Origin of the sequence: Solirubrobacter deserti (genome assembly GCF_027587175.1) — a bacterium.
Lineage (GTDB): Bacteria > Actinomycetota > Thermoleophilia > Solirubrobacterales > Solirubrobacteraceae > Solirubrobacter > Solirubrobacter deserti.
The window spans coordinates 91,811-107,109 of sequence record NZ_JAPCID010000012.1 but is presented as its reverse complement, the minus strand read 5'-3'; the positions used below and the strand labels follow the sequence as shown (position 1 = coordinate 107,109).

At 73.7% G+C, this 15,299-nt stretch carries 23 protein-coding genes; 7 read left to right on the top strand and 16 right to left on the bottom strand.

Annotated elements, in window-relative coordinates:
* Positions 1-5 precede the first annotated feature (5 nt).
* Together OJ962_RS10605 and OJ962_RS10600 are read left to right on the top strand one after the other, a co-directional pair.
* Positions 6-842: an AAA family ATPase gene (locus OJ962_RS10605; protein WP_202952853.1), complete on the top strand. Its 837-nt coding sequence runs from the start codon at positions 6-8 to the stop codon at positions 840-842.
* Positions 835-2,088: a vWA domain-containing protein gene (locus OJ962_RS10600; RefSeq protein WP_202952852.1), complete on the top strand. Its 1,254-nt coding sequence runs from the start codon at positions 835-837 to the stop codon at positions 2,086-2,088. Before OJ962_RS10605 ends, OJ962_RS10600 begins: the two co-directional genes overlap by 8 nt.
* Before the next feature lie 46 nt (positions 2,089-2,134).
* On the opposite strand, the gene OJ962_RS10595 is transcribed toward OJ962_RS10600, so the two are convergent.
* The 8 genes from OJ962_RS10595 to OJ962_RS10560 all read right to left on the bottom strand — a co-directional run bounded on the left by OJ962_RS10595 (position 2,135) and on the right by OJ962_RS10560 (position 6,524).
* Positions 2,135-2,326 (bottom strand): hypothetical protein, encoded by a 192-nt coding sequence (locus OJ962_RS10595; RefSeq protein ID WP_202952851.1) that lies wholly within the window; start codon positions 2,324-2,326, stop codon positions 2,135-2,137.
* A gap of 32 nt (positions 2,327-2,358) precedes the next feature.
* On the bottom strand, positions 2,359-2,853 hold the full coding sequence (locus OJ962_RS10590) for an SRPBCC domain-containing protein (RefSeq protein WP_202952850.1): 495 nt from the start codon (positions 2,851-2,853) through the stop codon (positions 2,359-2,361).
* Positions 2,850-3,407 (bottom strand): nucleotidyltransferase family protein, encoded by a 558-nt coding sequence (locus OJ962_RS10585; RefSeq protein ID WP_202952849.1) that lies wholly within the window; start codon positions 3,405-3,407, stop codon positions 2,850-2,852. The genes OJ962_RS10590 and OJ962_RS10585 overlap by 4 nt, the downstream gene beginning before the upstream one ends.
* A gap of 10 nt (positions 3,408-3,417) precedes the next feature.
* Positions 3,418-4,053 carry a Crp/Fnr family transcriptional regulator gene (locus OJ962_RS10580; RefSeq protein WP_202952848.1) on the bottom strand — a complete coding sequence of 212 codons (636 nt, stop codon included), beginning with the start codon at positions 4,051-4,053 and terminating at the stop codon, positions 3,418-3,420.
* A 22-nt stretch (positions 4,054-4,075) separates the two neighbouring features.
* On the bottom strand, positions 4,076-4,225 hold the full coding sequence (locus OJ962_RS10575) for a hypothetical protein (protein ID WP_202952847.1): 150 nt from the start codon (positions 4,223-4,225) through the stop codon (positions 4,076-4,078).
* Entirely contained in the window at positions 4,222-4,437 is a 216-nt protein-coding gene (locus tag OJ962_RS10570; RefSeq protein ID WP_202952846.1) for a hypothetical protein, read from the bottom strand. Before OJ962_RS10570 ends, OJ962_RS10575 begins: the two co-directional genes overlap by 4 nt.
* 61 nt (positions 4,438-4,498) lie before the next feature.
* The gene (locus OJ962_RS10565) at positions 4,499-5,845 is read right to left on the bottom strand and encodes an MMPL family transporter (protein ID WP_255525731.1); all 1,347 of its coding nucleotides are present in this window, start codon (positions 5,843-5,845) and stop codon (positions 4,499-4,501) included.
* Positions 5,814-6,524 carry an MMPL family transporter gene (locus tag OJ962_RS10560; protein ID WP_202952844.1) on the bottom strand — a complete coding sequence of 237 codons (711 nt, stop codon included), beginning with the start codon at positions 6,522-6,524 and terminating at the stop codon, positions 5,814-5,816. The genes OJ962_RS10565 and OJ962_RS10560 overlap by 32 nt, the downstream gene beginning before the upstream one ends.
* Before the next feature lie 103 nt (positions 6,525-6,627).
* On the opposite strand from OJ962_RS10560, the gene OJ962_RS10555 reads away from it, so the two are divergent.
* On the top strand, positions 6,628-7,095 hold the full coding sequence (locus OJ962_RS10555; protein WP_202952843.1) for a MarR family winged helix-turn-helix transcriptional regulator: 468 nt from the start codon (positions 6,628-6,630) through the stop codon (positions 7,093-7,095).
* Here OJ962_RS10555 and OJ962_RS10550 read toward each other — a convergent pair.
* The 8 genes from OJ962_RS10550 to moaC form a co-directional block, all read right to left on the bottom strand.
* Entirely contained in the window at positions 7,084-7,404 is a 321-nt protein-coding gene (locus OJ962_RS10550) for an SHOCT domain-containing protein (RefSeq protein WP_202952842.1), read from the bottom strand. The two genes, OJ962_RS10555 and OJ962_RS10550, sit on opposite strands and share 12 nt — an antisense overlap.
* The gene (locus OJ962_RS10545; RefSeq protein ID WP_202952841.1) at positions 7,371-7,580 is read right to left on the bottom strand and encodes a hypothetical protein; all 210 of its coding nucleotides are present in this window, start codon (positions 7,578-7,580) and stop codon (positions 7,371-7,373) included. The genes OJ962_RS10550 and OJ962_RS10545 overlap by 34 nt, the downstream gene beginning before the upstream one ends.
* Positions 7,581-7,589: 9 nt before the next feature.
* Entirely contained in the window at positions 7,590-8,963 is a 1,374-nt protein-coding gene (locus OJ962_RS10540) for a sigma-70 family RNA polymerase sigma factor (RefSeq protein WP_202952840.1), read from the bottom strand.
* Positions 8,964-9,224 (bottom strand): SH3 domain-containing protein, encoded by a 261-nt coding sequence (locus OJ962_RS10535; RefSeq protein ID WP_270006322.1) that lies wholly within the window; start codon positions 9,222-9,224, stop codon positions 8,964-8,966.
* A 42-nt stretch (positions 9,225-9,266) separates the two neighbouring features.
* Complete coding sequence (locus tag OJ962_RS10530) at positions 9,267-10,058, bottom strand: hypothetical protein (protein ID WP_202952838.1); 792 nt, start codon at positions 10,056-10,058, stop codon at positions 9,267-9,269.
* Between the two features lie 120 nt (positions 10,059-10,178).
* Positions 10,179-11,450 carry a molybdopterin molybdotransferase MoeA gene (locus OJ962_RS10525; protein WP_202952837.1) on the bottom strand — a complete coding sequence of 424 codons (1,272 nt, stop codon included), beginning with the start codon at positions 11,448-11,450 and terminating at the stop codon, positions 10,179-10,181.
* On the bottom strand, positions 11,369-12,361 hold the full coding sequence (moaA, locus tag OJ962_RS10520) for a GTP 3',8-cyclase MoaA (protein WP_202952836.1): 993 nt from the start codon (positions 12,359-12,361) through the stop codon (positions 11,369-11,371). Before moaA ends, OJ962_RS10525 begins: the two co-directional genes overlap by 82 nt.
* Positions 12,358-12,840, bottom strand: coding sequence for a cyclic pyranopterin monophosphate synthase MoaC (gene moaC, locus OJ962_RS10515; RefSeq protein ID WP_202952835.1), 483 nt, complete (start codon positions 12,838-12,840; stop codon positions 12,358-12,360). Before moaC ends, moaA begins: the two co-directional genes overlap by 4 nt.
* 43 nt (positions 12,841-12,883) lie before the next feature.
* Between moaC and OJ962_RS10510 the strand changes: the two genes are divergently transcribed.
* From OJ962_RS10510 to OJ962_RS10495, 4 genes are read left to right on the top strand one after another with little or no spacing between them, the layout of a single operon-like run.
* On the top strand, positions 12,884-13,531 hold the full coding sequence (locus tag OJ962_RS10510) for a molybdenum cofactor biosynthesis protein (RefSeq protein WP_202952834.1): 648 nt from the start codon (positions 12,884-12,886) through the stop codon (positions 13,529-13,531).
* A complete protein-coding gene (locus OJ962_RS10505; protein ID WP_202952833.1) occupies positions 13,519-13,902 on the top strand; it encodes a TOBE domain-containing protein in 384 nt (127 codons plus the stop codon). The genes OJ962_RS10510 and OJ962_RS10505 overlap by 13 nt, the downstream gene beginning before the upstream one ends.
* A gap of 43 nt (positions 13,903-13,945) precedes the next feature.
* Positions 13,946-14,788, top strand: coding sequence for an amidohydrolase family protein (locus OJ962_RS10500; protein WP_202952832.1), 843 nt, complete (start codon positions 13,946-13,948; stop codon positions 14,786-14,788).
* The gene (locus tag OJ962_RS10495) at positions 14,785-15,246 is read left to right on the top strand and encodes a cupin domain-containing protein (protein ID WP_202952831.1); all 462 of its coding nucleotides are present in this window, start codon (positions 14,785-14,787) and stop codon (positions 15,244-15,246) included. Before OJ962_RS10500 ends, OJ962_RS10495 begins: the two co-directional genes overlap by 4 nt.
* Positions 15,247-15,299: the final 53 nt, after the last annotated feature.

Genomic DNA, 15,299 nt, shown 5'->3' with positions numbered 1-15,299 from the left:
GGTAGGTGCAGACCCCGCAGGATGTTTCGCGGGCCCTGGCCGGCGAGGGCTACCTCGCCGACCAGGGGCTCGCCACCGCCGCGTACCTCGCCTTCGCGCTCGAGCAGCCGCTGCTGCTGGAGGGGGAGGCGGGCGTCGGCAAGACCGAGGTCGCGCGGGCGCTGGCGGCCGCGACCGGCTCCGAGTTGATCCGGCTGCAGTGCCACGAGGGCATCGACCTCCACCACGCCGTCTACGACTGGGACTACCAGCGCCAGCTGCTCGCGATCCGGGCGGCCGAGGCGGGCGCGCCGGCGCGGGAGCTGTTCGGGCCCGAGTTCCTGCTCAAGCGGCCGCTGCTGGAGGCGCTCGAGCACGAGGGCGGGCCCGCCGTGCTGCTGATCGACGAGATCGACCGCGCCGACGACGAGTTCGAGGCCTTCCTGCTCGAGTTCCTGGCCGACTTCGCGATCACGATCCCGGAGCTGGGGACGATCACGGCCGCGCATCGTCCTCTGGTGATCCTGACGTCGAACCGCACGCGTGAGCTGCACGACGCGCTCAAGCGCCGCTGCCTGTACCACTGGATCGACTACCCGACGCCCGAGCGCGAGGCCGAGATCGTCCGCACGCGGCTGCCGGGCGTGCCGGAGGAGGTCGCCGCGCGCGTGTGCAGCGCCGTCGCGAAGCTGCGCGAGCGTGAGCTGTACAAGCTGCCCGGCGTGGGGGAGACGATCACCTGGGCGCGGGCGCTGCTGGCGCTCGACGGCGCCGCTTCGCTCGACGACACGCTGGGCGTGGCGCTGAAGGTCCGTGAGGACATCGATCGCGTGCGCCGCGACAGGATCCTCGAGGGTGCCTAGCGGCCCGCGCATCGCCTCCGGCCACGGGCAGATCGCCGAGCAGGCGCGCGAGAACGTCGCGCGCCGCGAGCGCGCGCGGGTGGCGGACGAGGCGACGATCGCGCGGGCCGCCTCCGTCACCGACTTCGCTCCACTCGCGGACCACCTCTCTGGCCGGGTCAGCGCGGTGGCCCAACAACTCCGTGCGCACGGGGCCCGAGTGGGGATGGGAGAGGTGCTCGCCGCTCAGCGGGCGCTCGCCGCGGTCGACGCCACCGACCGGACTGAGGTCTTCTTCGCGCTGCGTGCTGCGCTGTGCTCCACGCGGGCCGAGATGAGCGCGTTCGCGAGTGCCTTCACGGCGGTCTTCGGCGCCGAAGAGGCCCGCGACGCGCTCGACGAGCTGGGGGAGATCGCCAAGCAGGCGCTGCCGCGGGTCGGCATCCCGCCACAGGGCGACGAGGCGCCCGGCGCCGAGCTGTTGCCCGCCCCGGCGGCGTGGAGCGAGGAGGAGCTGCTGCGCGAGAAGGACTTCGCCGCTTACACGGACGCCGAGCGCGCCGTCGCGCGGCGGCTTCTGATGCGGATCGCGCTGCGCGGGCCGACGCGCCGCTCGCGCCGGACGGTGCCGACGCGGCGCCGGCGCGAGACGCACGACCTGCGCGCGACCATCCGCGCGTCCCTGCGCACGGGCGGCGAGCTGCTCGAACGCCGCTACCGCGAGCAGGCCGAGCGGCCGCGGCGGCTCGTGCTCGTGTGCGACGTCAGCGGCTCGATGGCGCCGTACAGCCGCATGCTCCTGCAGTACATGCAGGCGTGCGTCGCCGCGCGGGCCCGCGTGGAGGCGTTCGTGTTCGGCACCCGGCTCACGCGCGTGACCCGTGAGCTGCGCGGGCGCGACTCCGATCGCGCCCTCGCCCGCGCGGCCGCCGCGGTCGACGACTGGAGCGGCGGCACCCGGATCGGCGAGGCGATCGCCGTGCTCAACCGCGAGCACGGCCGCCGGATCGGCCGCGGGTCGGTCGTGATCCTGCTCTCGGACGGCTGGGACCGTGGCGAGCCCGAGGAGCTGGCCGAAGAGATGGCCCGCCTGCAGCGCACCGCGCACCGCGTGATCTGGCTCAACCCGCTGGCCGCCGACCCGCGCTACGAGCCGCTCACGCGCGGCATGAAGGCGGCGATGCCGCACGTGGACCGGCTGCTGCCCGGCAACTCGATCGCTTCGCTGGAGACGCTGGCCGCGCTGATGGAAGCCGAAGTGTCGTGAGCTTGACACTCGCTCTGTAGCTCGCGATCAAGGCGCCGACGCCGCGCTAGACACGCTCGGCGTACTCCTCGACCATCCGCCGCTGCAGCGGCGTGAGGTCGGGGAGCTGCTCGCCGGCGGCGAGCCGCCGCGCGGCCTGGTCCAGCGTCAGGCCGGTGCCCGTGAGGATCTGGCCGATCAGCGGCGGGACGTCGCCCGCGCAGACGCCGCAGTCCGGCGAATCGCTTCGCGGATTCACTTTCACGTCGCTTCCCGCCGTCCGAGGGTCGCTCATCCCGCCGCCGTGTCCGGGTCGGGGGTGGGCGAGTCGCGGAGCGCCTCCTCCGGCGCGGCCCGGCCCCCTGCGATGTCCTCGCCGCTCGGCACGTCGCCCAGCTTGCGCGAGAGGCAGTCGCCGAAGTCGCGCAGCAGCCGCCCGGAGAGGTCGTGCACGAGGCCCCCGAACAGGGCCAGCGCGCCGATCTCCGCCAGGTCGGCGGCGGCGGTGACGTCGGCGACGCCGTCACGCGCGGCGACCGCGAGCTGCGCCCGGTGATGCCCGGTGGTCAGCTCCATCGTCCGCGTGACCGGGTCCGACGCCGTGATGGCGACCGTGCCGCGCAGGCGCGTGAAGCCGACGCTCAGGTCGCCGTGGACGCTGCCGTCCTCCTCGCGCCCGGTGATGCGCGCGCCCGGCAGGCACGGCACGACCCGCTCGAGGTCGTTCAGGGCCGCGAAGACCTCGTCCGCTTCGGCGCGGACCTCGAAGGTGTGCTCGATCCTCATGAGAGCGCCTGGAGCTCCTCGGGCGTGTCCACGTCGGTCGCGTCGGCCAGGTGCCCCGCGTCCCAGCGACGCACGTTGAAGCGCGCGAGCAGTTCGCGCGCGCCCTGGTCGCCTTGCAGCTCATCCGCCGCGGCCAGCACCGTGCGGCCGAGCACCACCGGATGGCCCGGCTTGCCGTCGTAGACCGCGCGCACCGCGTCGTAGCCCGGCAGCTGGGCCATCGCCGCGGTGATCACCTGCGGCGTGATGAACGGCTGGTCGCCCAGCGTGATCACGACGGCGTCCGCTTCGCCCGCGGCCCGCAGGCCGCGCCGCAACGAGGCCGCCTGGCCGTCGGCCCAGTCGTCCGCGACGACCACCTCGGCACCGCCGAAGTCCACGCGGGCGCGGATCGCTTCCGCCTCGTGGCCGAGCACGACGACCACCCGGTCGAGCGCCGCGTTCATCGTCTCGACCGCGTGCGAGAGCAGCGGCCGCCCACGGAGCAGCGCCAGCTGCTTGGTGGCGCCGAAGCGGCGGCCGGCACCGGCGGCGAGAATGAGACCCACGGGCATGGATCCCAGGCTAGCCAGCGCGCGCCACGAGCGAGGCGGCGTCGAGCACCTCGATACGCCCGCGCCGGAGGGCGAGCTCGCCGCGGGCCTGGGCGTCGCGCACGACGCGGTTGACGGTCGCGCGGGACGTGCCCGCGAGGTTGGAGAGCTCCTCCTGCGTCAGCGGCACGACGCCGTCCTCGAGACCGAACTCGGCCAGCCGGCGCAGCACGCGCCGGTCGGCGGGCACGTAGTGCGCTTCCAGCAGCAGCTCCGAGAGCCGCCGCACGCGCAGGGCGAGCGCGCGGGCGAGCAGGTCGGCGATGCCGGGATGGCGGGCGACGAGCGTGTCGAAGTCGAGCTTGTGGATCGCGCGCGTCTCGGCCCTCTCCAGCGCCACGACCGTGGCCGAGCGCGGCCCGACGCCGTCGAGCAGCGCGATCTCGCCGAACGTCTCGCCCGGCCCGAGCAGCGAGAGCATGACCGTGTCGCCGAGCGGTGTCTGGATGCGCACGGCGAAGCGCCCGCTGGCGACGAGGTGCAGCGTGTCGGCCGGGTCGCCGTGGTGGAAGACGACCTCGCGGCGGGCGAAGGTGCGGCGGCGCGCGATCGACAGCACGCGCCGCGCGTCCTCCTCGGGAACGCCAGCCAGGATCGGCCACTGCATGCGCCGAACCTAGCTGACCGCGTCAGCGAGCGGTGACCGGCTCGTGCGTGATCGTCGCCAGGTGCTTCTTCTGCACGTTCGTCGTGCCGAGCCCGGCGGCGGACGCCGCCGCGGGAACGGCGAGCGTGGCGAGGAGCGCGGTGGCCAGGATGAGCGGACGGGACGGGTTCATCGGGCTTCTCCGGGAAGGTCGAGGCGGTCTTGGAGGAGTTCGAGCTCGTGCAGCTCGGCGGCGAGGTCGCCGGTGACCGGCAGCCCGGCCGAGAGCTGCGCGCGCAGGGCGGCGACGCGCACCACCTGCTGCTGGATCAGCGCGACGAGTTGGGCGCGGGCGAGGCGCACCCCGGGGGAGGTGGCCTCGGAGACGAGGGTGGTGTGCGTCACGATGCCCCAAGCCTCCTCCTGCGCGTCGCGCCCGTCGCGCTCATCCGCTACACGCAAACTGTCAAGCGCGCGACAGTGCGGGCGCCTCCAGTTCGGTATGGGGCACGATCCGGTCCAGCCAGCGCGGCATCCACCAGCTGCGCTCGCCCAGCAGCTGCATCACGGCGGGCACGAGCACCATCCGCACGATTGTCGCGTCGACCAGCACCGCGGTCGCCAGCCCGATACCGATCAGCTTCAGGAACACCTCGGGCGAGAGCGCGAGCGCCCCGAAGACCACGACCATGATCGCCGCGGCGGCGCTGATCACGCCCGCCGTGCGCGTGAGACCCTCGGTGACGGCGCGTGAGGTCGAGCGTCCGCCCAGCCACGCCTCCCGCACGCGCGAGAGCAAGAACACCTCGTAGTCCATCGAGAGCCCGAACAGCGTCGCGAACATGATCACGGGGATGAACGGCGGCACGGGCGTGGCGGTGTCGATGCCGACGAGCTGGCCGGCCCAGCCGCCCTGGGCGAGCAGCGCGACCACGCCGTAGGCCGCGCCGACGCTGAACAGGTTGAGCGCGGCCGCCTTCAGCGCCACCGTGACCGACCGGAACGCGACGAGCAGCAGCAACAGCGAGAGGCCGACGACGCCGCCGATGAACAGCGGCAGCCGGTCGGCGGTGGCCTGCGCCTGGTCGACGGCCTGTGCGGTGCGCCCGCCGATCACGACCTCCTCGCCGAGCCGCCCGTCGCGCAGCCGCGCGAGCAGGTCCTCGGTCGCGGTGGCCTCGGGCGAGGTCGTCGGCGTGGCGAGCACGAGCGCCGTGTCACCCGCGGGGTTGAGCTGCGGCGGCGCGACGGACGCGACGCCCGGGTCGCGCCCGATCGTCTCCGCGACGCCGGCGGCCGCGGCGGCCGGGGCGACCACGACGAGCGGCCCGTTCGCGCCCGCGCCGAAGTGCGCGGTCATCAGGTCGAACGCCTGCCGCGTCGTCGTCTCGGCGCGGTCGTTGCCCGCGTCCGGGAAGCCGAGCCGCAGCCCGGTCACGGGGGAGGCCAGCGCCAGCAGGACGAGCGCGCCGGCGATCGCCGCCGTCCACGGCCGGCGCTGCACGGCGCGGCTCCAGCGCGCGGCGAAGGCGCCGCCGGAGGAACGCCGGCGACCGGGCAGGCGCAGCCGCTCGATCCGCGGCCCCGCGAACCCGAGCAGCGCGGGCAGCAGCGTGATGGCCGCCGCCATCACGACCAGCACGGCGATGATCGCGGCCAGCGCGACGCCGTAGAGGTAGGTCAGGCCCATCGCGAACAGGCCGAGCAGCGAGATCACAACGGTCAGACCCGCGATCAGCACCGAGCGGCCCGCGGTCGCGACGGCCTCGCGGATCGCGCCCTCACCGCCGCCCGCGGCCCGGTAGCGCGTCAGGATCAGCAGCGCGTAGTCGAATCCCGACGCCGATGCCGAGCATCGCGGCCACGGTCGAGGACCAGTCGGGCGTCGGCAGCACGGCCGCCAGCAGCATGATCAGCGCGGACGCGATCCCCAGCCCGAACAGCGCCAGGATCAACGGCAATCCAGCGGCGACGATCGTGCCGAGCGCGATCAGCAGCACGATGAAGGCCACGGCCATGCCGACGATCTCGCTCGAGATCGGCCCCTGCTGCGCGGTGGCGATCACCTGCCCGCCGAGCTCGACGTCCGCCGCCTCACCCAGCTCCAGCAGCCGCTCGCCGGTCGCGCGCGGCACCTCGTCCGGCAGCACGGTGAGGGGAATCCGCGCGACGCCGACCTGGCCGTCGGGCGAGATCTGCGGCTCGCCCGCGGCGGCCAGGCCGGGGAGCGTGGACGCTTCGCGCAGCAGCGCGGTCGGCGTGCCCTCGGCGGTGCGCCAGACGACGTCGACGGTGTCCGGCGACGTCGCCGGGAAGCGATCGGCGAGCGCATCGGCGGCCGCCTTGGAGTCCGATCCGGGCGTGTTGTAGTCGGCCGAGAACGTGGCGGCGAGCGCGAAGGCCGCGACCAGGGCGCCGACCCAGGCAGCGAGGACGAGGCGGCGTCGCCGGAAGGCGAACGCGCCGAGGCGGGCGAGGCGGGTGACGGGCACGGTCGTCAACTCCCTTTCCGGAGCAAGCATTGACATAGCAACCGTTGCGAAGTAAAGCTCGCAAGGATTGACTTGTCAACCGTTGCCTCTACAGTCTTCGCTCATGGATGACCCGAAGTACCTCGCCTTCTACGGGATGCTGCAGGTCAGCAGCCGGCTGCTGGAGCTCGTGGGCGACCGCATGGAGCGCGAGTCCGGGCTCGCGCCGGCGTGGTTCGAGGTGCTCGCGCAGCTGTACAAGGGTCCGGTGCGCATGGGGGACCTGGCCGACTCGCTGACCCTGTCGCGCGGCGGCGCGACCCGCCTGGTCGCCCGCATGGAGGAAGCGGGGCTCGTCGAGCGCGAGATCCCCAAGGAGGACCGCCGCGCGACCTTCGCCCGCATCACGGAGCAGGGCCGCACGGTGCTCGAGGAGGCCAAGCCCCTGCACTTCGCCGCGGTCGAGGAGATCTTCAGCCGCTACCTCACCGAGGAGCAGGCCGCCGTGCTGCGCGACGTCAACGCGCACGTCCTGCTCGGCAACGGACTCGCGTGCGGGCCCGTCACCGACGGCTACGAGCTAGCCGAGTAGCTTCGCCTTCGCGGCGGCGAGCTCCTCGTCGGTGAGCACGCCCGACGCGTGCAGGGCGGCCAGCCGCTCCAGCCGGTCGACCTGGTCGCCGCCGTTGCTCTGCGCGGGCTGCCCGCGCAGGTCGATCACCAGCGGCTGGCCCATCGTCACGCCCGGCAGGCCGCCGGACAGCATCGCCTCCGTGCGCTGCTGGATGAGCTCCTGCGCCGTCGGCAGCTCGTCCCATTCGACCTTCAGCCGCGTCGGATCGGCCCGGTCGAGCGTGACCGGCAGCGTCATGCCCTGCTGCGGCCACTGGTCCTGCGGCACATGCACTCGTGCTCGACCGGCGTCGGCTGCAGGCCCTCGGCGCTGACGATCAGGTTCATGACGAGGTTCGACTTCACCGCGGGACTCAGGTACCGGCTGCAGGCGACGACGTGCGCGCTGCCGCGGACCGGGTCCTTCATCCGCTTGCTCCGCAGCCAGTCGTTCATCAGTCCCATGGCGCGACCCTACCGGGCGCAGAGCCGGTCTGCCGGAAGCCAGCCGCGGGCGCCGGAATCCGCCGTGACCCGGCGCCAGCCGTCCCGCGTGGCGCGGATCGTCACGGGCTGCCCGCGGGTGAGCGAGCCGACGATCGGCCCGCCGGGGCGGCGGCGCAGGTAGACGCGGTCCACGCACACGGCCGCCGGCCGGCCGGGCGCGGTGACCGGGGCAGCGAGGATCGACCCGTCGGCGCCCGGGCGCTTGCAGACGACGGCGATCGTGAGCGGGTGCGGCGTCGGCTCGACCAGCACGACCGCGGCCGTGCTCGCGCCGACGATCGTCTCGGGCGCGAATGCGTGCGAGGTCTTCGCCGTCGTCGGCTGCAGGCCCGCGACGCGGTGGCCCGGGGGACAGGCGATGCGGTAGCGGCCGACCGGCAGGCCCGGGGTCGTGGCCACCGTGCGGGTGACGACCGCGGTGCCCTGCGGGACCGCGCTGCCGAGCGGCAGCACGCCGCCGGGGACGACCGCGCTGCGGACCGTGACGGGCGCGGGGGAGCCGGGCCCGGCGAGGCGGTCGATGCCGAGCGCGCCGCCGGCCACCGCGACGCTCATCGCGCCGGCCGTGATCAGCTTCGAGGAGCCCGCCGGCACCGCCGCACTCAGCAGCACGCCGAGCAGCACCGGCCCGGGGACCAGCACCCGCAGGTCGGCGCGGCGGCGGCGCAGCTCGCTCCGGAACTCCCGGCACGGCGCGCACGCGGCGAGGTGGCGGTAGACGTGCGCGGTGGCGCGCCGGCGCGCGTCCTCGGCGAGCAGCACCTGCTCGCGGATGTCGTCGCAGCGGGCGTTGCGGCCCGCGCGGGCCTTGACGAGGTTGCTCCGCGCCCGCAGCACGAGCACGCGCGAGGCCGCCTCGCTGATCCCCAGCTCCGCGGCGATCTCCACGTGCGGCGCGCCTTCCAGCTCGCGGCGCAGCAGCGCGTGACGCTGCAGGTCCGGGAGCGCCGCGACGTCTGACAGCGTGTCGCGCACGTGCCCGCGCGCGAGGGAGACGTCCGCGGGGTCGGCGCCGGCCGCTGCGGGTTCGGGCGCGTCGTCGAGCGGCGTCAGCTCCGCTCGCACGCGGGCGAGCTCGTCGAGCGCGCAGTTGCGGACGAGCTTGAACAGCCACGGGCCGAGGTCGAGCGCGCGGTCGCCGCGCCGCAGCACGAGGTGCGTGCGCAGGAGCGCCTCCTGCACCACGTCCTCGGCGTTCGGCGAGCGATCGCCGAGGATGCGGCGCGCGAAGCGCAGCAGGCGCGGCTGATAGCGCCGCAGCGCGATGGCGAGCGCCTCGTCGTCGCCGGCGCGATAGCGCGCGAGCAGCTGCTGGTCGGACATGCGCGTGACGACGGCCACTCACGCGCCCTCGTCGCACAGCAACCGGGACTTCACCCAGCCGCGCGCGCCGATGTTCGTGCGCACCCGCACCCAGCGCCCGGACGCGGCGCGCCGCAGGATGATCACCGTCCGTCCTTCGGCGATCACGCCGATCTGCAGCCCGCCCGGGCTCTCGTACAGGTTCGCCCGCGGCGCGCACACGCGGTCGGTGGATCCGGCGGACGCCGCCGGCGCGGTGATCGCACCGGCGGCGAGCACGAGGGCCGTCAGGCCCGCCACAGCGAGAGGCCGGCGCGTGGCCGGCCTCCGCAGGGTCGTCATCTACCGGCCGGCCTTCTTGCCGGCGCGGGCCTTGCGGGCGATCTTGGCGCGCGTCTTGGCCTTGATGCCGACCTTGCGAGCGGCGGACGCGATCACGTCGTCGTCGCCCTCGACCTGGCGGACCGTCGCGGTCGGGTGATCGCCCATGTTGAGCAGCTTGCTGTTGGCCGCGTTGCGGGGCAGCTGCTCGACGGACAGCTGGGTGTCGACGAACTTCTGCTTGCCGTCGCGGGAGACGAAGGTCATCTCGACCGTCTCGTAGCTCGCCTTGTCCACGAGCAGCGTCGTGTTGCCCGAGTCGGCCGGCGACTGCGCGGTCTCGGTGAGGACGAGCAGGGCGCGGCCGTCACGGACCTGCTCGCCGCTCACCTGGTACCACCCGCGCTGGATCAGCTCTCGCGTCATCGCCGCCCGCGCCTCGCGCGTGATGTTGCTGGGCCGGTTCGGCGTGGTGGGCACGACGAACAGCACGTTGCGGTTGGCCGTCCAGGAGAAGACCGTGCCGTCCACGGTCGCGTTCTCGGCGATCAGCTCACCGCTGGTCGCGTCGCGTGCGACCTCATGGTCGCGGTCGCTCGTGATCCAGCTGTCGATGGTGAGGCAGCCGTTGCGGCCGAACTGCGCGTAGATCCCCGAGACCTCCTGGCAGTGGCGCGAGACCCGATGCTCGATCTGGTCGGCGGGGAACGGGATGTCCGGCGGGAGGATGCGCGGCGGCTCGGCGGCGCCCGCCGGGCTCGCGGCGAGCGCGGCGGCGCCGACCACCGCGCACGCGGTGAGGGTCTTCTTCATGCTCATGAGGACGTAGCTCCTGAGGTTCGTGTGTCGGACTTGACACGCCCGGGGCCCCGGTGTGCGTACGTGAAACCGCGCGCGGCGGCGGATGTGACGGACTAAGAGTTCGGCGGGCTCTTAGAGCCGCAGCAGCTGGACTTCGGCGCCCGCGGGGAGCGAGCCGGAGCCGTGGGGGGCGATCGCGAACCCGTCGCTCTCGCCCAGCGCGCCCGTCATGTGCGAGCCCTGGCGCTCGGTCGGCCACGCGACCAGCGTGCCGTCCTCGTCCTCCACGAGCTTGGAGATGAGGAACGTCGTGCGGTTGTCGGACGGACCGGCGGGCTCACCGAGCCGGCCCTTGACGAGCCGCGGCTGGACGTTCGGCTCGCCGCGCAGTGAGCGCAGCGCGGGGAGGACGAACATGGCCGTGCCGACGATCGCCGACAGCGGGTTGCCGGGCAGCCCGAAGACGAGCGTCCTGCCACGGCGGCCGAACCACAGCGGCTTGCCGGGCTTGATCCGTACCCGCCAGAAGACCTCGTCCACGCCGCAGGCCTCGAACGCGGGCTTGACGTGGTCGTGCGGGCCGACGCTCACGCCGCCGGACACGATCAGGATGTCGCTCTCAAGGCCGTGCTCGATGGCGGCCTTCGTCGCCTCGAAGTCATCGGGGACGGGCGGCTGCTGCTCGACCTCGGCACCGACCGCGCGCACGAGCGAAGCCACGACCAGCGAGTTGGACTCGTAGATCTTGCCCGGCTCGGGCGGCGCGCCCGGGGGCAGCAGCTCGTCGCCGGTGACGATCAGGCTGACCTTCGGCACCCGCGGGACGGAGACGGTGGCGACGCCGGCGCTGGCGAGCGCGGACAGGCGCGCGACGGTGAGCACGTCGCCGGGCCGGGCGAGCACGTCGCCCGCGTGCACGTCCTCGCCGCGGCGGCGGATGTGCAGGCCCTCCCGCACGCTCGCGGTCGCCGTGACGACGCCGTCGCCGCCCTCGGTGTCCTCGACCTTGAGGATGCTGTCCGCGCCCTCCGGGATGGCCGCGCCCGTCGAGATGCGTGCCGCGGTGTGCGGGCCGATGACCAGCGTCTCGCCGCCCGCGGCCAGGTCGCCGACCACCTGCAGCGCCACGCCGGGCGCGACATCGGCCGCGCGCACGGCGTAGCCGTCCATCGCGGTGCGGTCGAACGGCGGCAGGTCGATCGCGGCGCGCGCGGGCTCGGCGATCACGCGCCCCTCCGCCCGGGGGAGCGGGACGGTCTCGGGCGCCAGCGGCTCGATCCCCTCGAGGACCAGCGCGAGCGCCTCGTCGAAGTCCTTCAGGGTCAGCCGCCGATCTGCGACATGGTGCGGGCCGGCTGCACGAAGCCCTCGTCGTTGACGTGGTGCTTGAGCTCCTTCTCCCACACCGCGTCGCGGATGATCGTCTCCAGCTCGTCGTCGGACGCGCCCGCGCGCAGCGGGCCGCGCAGGTCGGTCTCGGTCATCGAGAACAGGCACGTGCGCAGCTTGCCCTCGGCGGTGACGCGAATGCGGTTGCAGTCGCCGCAGAACGGCTCGCTCACGGGGGAGATGAAGCCGATCGAGCCCTGGCCGTCGGCGAACTCCCAGCGGCGGCTCGTGCCGTGGCGCTCGCGGCCCATGTCCTTGAGCGGGTACGCGGCGTGGATCAGCCGCCGGACCTCGGCGTTGGGCAGCACGCGGTCGCGCGACCACGTGCGGTCGGCGTCCAGCGGCATGAACTCGATGAAGCGGACCTCGTACGGGTGCTTGCGCGCGAACTCGGCGAAGCGCACGACCTCGTCCTCGGTGAAGTCCTTGAGCGCGACGACGTTGACCTTGATCGGGCGCAGCTCGGGGTGCCGCTCGGCCGCCGCGAGCCCGTCCAGCACCTTCTGCAGCGAGTTGCGGCGGGTGAGCTGGAAGAAGCGGTCAGGGGCGAGCGCGTCCAACGAGACGTTCACGCGGCGCAGGCCCGCCTTCACCAGCTGCTCGACCTGGCGCTCGAGCAGGTAGCCGTTGGTCGTGAGCGAGAGGTCGTGGACGTGCTCGTCGGCGCTCAGCAGCTCCACCAGGCGCCACAGCTCCCGGCGTGCGAGCGGCTCGCCGCCCGTCAGGCGCACGTCGTGCACGCCCATGCTCGCCATCAGCGACACCAGGCGCGCGATCTCCTCGTAGCTGAGCAGGTCGTCGCGGTCCAGCCAGGGGAGACCCTCGGCGGGCATGCAGTACTGGCAGCGGAAGTTGCAGCGGTCCGTCACCGAGATGCGGACGTCGCCGATCTTGCGCTTGTGGCCGTCGATCAGTTGGGCTCTCACCGGTGATAGTCCTTCTTGCCGCCGGTCTTGTCGAGCAGCTCCACGCGCTCGACCACGACGCCGTGCTCGATGCCCTTGACCATGTCATAGACGGCCAGCGCGCCGATCGAGCACGCCACCATGGCCTCCATCTCGACGCCGGTCTTGGCGTCCACGCGCGCCTCGCAGACCAGCGTGACCGTGCCGGCCTCGACGTCCACGGTGATGTCCGTGTCGACGGAGTTCAGCGGCAGCGAGTGCGCGAGCGGGATCAGCTCGTCGGTGCGCTTGGCGGCCTGGATCGCGGCCAGCCGGGCGACCGTCAGCACGTCGCCCTTCGGCGCGTCCCCGGCCTGCACACGCGCGGCCGTCTCCGGCGACATGCGCACGACAGCGCGGGCGCGGGCCCAGCGCGACGTCTGCGCCTTGCCGCTGACGTCGACCATGCGGGCGTTGCCCTCGGCGTCGAGGTGGGTGAGCGAGGCCTCCACGACGTCCATGGTAGTCAAAACGTGGCTACCGCCAGAGCGTAGGATCCTGCGCGTGAAGATCTCCGTGCGTCTGTTCGCCGGCCTGCGCGAGCGCGCGGGCGCCGACCGCGTCGAGCTCGAGCTGCCCGACGACGCCCGCGCCGGCGACGTCCTCGCCGCGATGGGGCTCGAGCCGGGCCAGTGCATCGTCGCCCTCGACCGCGAGTACGCGCGCGTGGACGAGCCCGTGCTGCCGTCGCACGAGGTGGCGCTGATCCCGCCCGTCAGCGGCGGCGCGTCGGACACGGTGCGGCTGGTCGCCGTCACCGAGGAGACGCTGGACCCGGCGGTCGTGCTCGCCGCGGTGCGCGACCCGCGCGCGGGCGCCGTCGTGCTGTTCGAGGGCGTCACGCGTGACGTCCCGGCGCTCGACTATGAGGCCTACGCCGAGATGGCGATCTCCAAGCTCGAGGCGATCGCCGGTGAGGTGGCCTCCAAGCACGGGTTGTGGGGCGTCGCCGTCGTCCACCGCGTCGGCCGCGTGCCGCTGAGCGAGCCGTCCGTGCTCGCCGCCGCGTCCGGCGCCCACCGGGGGGAGACGTTCGCCGGGGCCCGCGAGCTGATCGACCGGGCGAAGGCCGAGGCGCCGATCTGGAAGGTCGAGCTCACGCCGGAGGGCCCGCAGCGCGTGGAAGGCGCGCTGCCGCAGTGGCCGACCTGACGCTCGGTGAGGCCGCGCGGGCGCTCGGCGTCTCCGCGGACACGCTGCGGCGCTGGGACCGCGCCGGCAAGCTGCGCACGGTCCGGGACGCACGCAATCGCCGGCTCGTGCCCGAGGAGGAGGTCGCGCGGCTCTCCGAGCGTCCGCAGCGGCCGCCGACGGGGACCAAGCTCTCGGCCCGCAACCGCTTCTCGGGCATCGTGCGCTCGGTCGAGGTGGACGGCGTGATGGCGCTGGTGGAGATCGAGGCCGGCCCGCACATCGTCGTCGCGGCGGTCACGCGCGACTCGGTCGAGGAGCTCGGCCTGGCGCCCGGCGTGGCGGCCACGGCGGCGGTGAAAGCGACCTCCGTCATGGTCGAGCGACCCTAATACTTGAAAGTCGATCGGATTTATCGATATTGTGTGTCGGGCCGTGCGGCGCGCCATCGACATCCACCAGCACCTGTGGCCGGATGCCTTTCTCTCCTCCCTGGCGCGCCGTACGGCTCCTCCTCGGCTCAAGCGCGACGGGCACGGGTGGTGGCTGGAACTGGCCGGCGACGCCCCGGCGCGGTTCAACCCGGCTGATCACGACCCGGCCGCCCGGGTGGGCTTCGACCGCGTGGTCGTCGCGCCTTCGCTGCCACTCGGCGTCGAGGCGCTGCCGGAGGCGGAGGCGTTGCTCGAGGACTTCCACAGTGGGGTGCTCGCGTTGGGCGCCCCGTTCACGCTGTGGGCGAGCCCGGCGCGCCCGGCGCTCGTGGACGAGCTTCTGAAGGCGGGCGCGGCGGGGATCGCGCTCGCGGGCCGGGAGCTCGTGGATGAGCGCTGGGCGCCGGCGCTCGAACGCCTGGCGGAGGCCGGCAAGCCGCTGTTCGTGCATCCCGGCCCGGCCTCCGGCTCGCCGGCGTGGCTGCCGGCGCTCACGGACTACGTCGCGGAGATGCACGCGGCCTGGCACGCGTGGGCCGCGTACGGCCGCCCGCGGCACCCGCGGCTGCGCGTGATCTTCGCCATGCTCGCCGGGCTCGCGCCGCTACACGCGGAGCGGCTGGCGGCGCGCGGCGGCCCCTCGGACGCCGTCCACGACCCGTTGACGTTCTTCGACACGTCCTCGTACGGCCCGCGGGCGATCGACGCGATGGTGCGGGTGGTCGGCGTGGACCGTCTGCTGTACGGGACCGACGTGCCCGTGGTCGCGCCCTCCGACCTGGCGCCGCTGGGGGAGGCGGCGCTGCACGCCTTGATGGTCGCCAACCCGGAGCGAGTGCTGTGACTGAGACCGAGCTGGAAGCCCTGGCGCGCGAGCTGGCCGCCGACCGCGAGCGCTGGGAGCACCTCGTGCGCCACTCGCGCGGGCAGCGCGAGTACGTCGAGCTGCACCGCGACGACGACGTGGCGGTCTGGCTGATCTGCTGGATGGACGAGCACGACACCGGGTTCCACGACCACGACCTTTCCAGCGGCGCGGTCGCCGTCGCCGTCGGTGCGGTCGCGGAGGATCGCCTCGCACTCGGCGGTCCGCCGGCCACGCGTGTGGCGCAAGCGGGGGAGTCGTTCCACTTCACCGCGGCGGACATCCATCGCGTCCGTCACGTGGGTGACGAGCCGGCGGTGACGATCCACGCGTATTCGCCCCCGCTGTGGCGCATGGGGGCCTACGAGGTCCTCGACGGCGGCGAGCTGCGGCGGCACTCGCTGTCTTATGCCGAAGAATTGCGTCCGCTTTCCTAAAAGCACCTGGACATCTGTCGGGTTCGCCTTGGCTGCGACCCCTCCATCTGGGA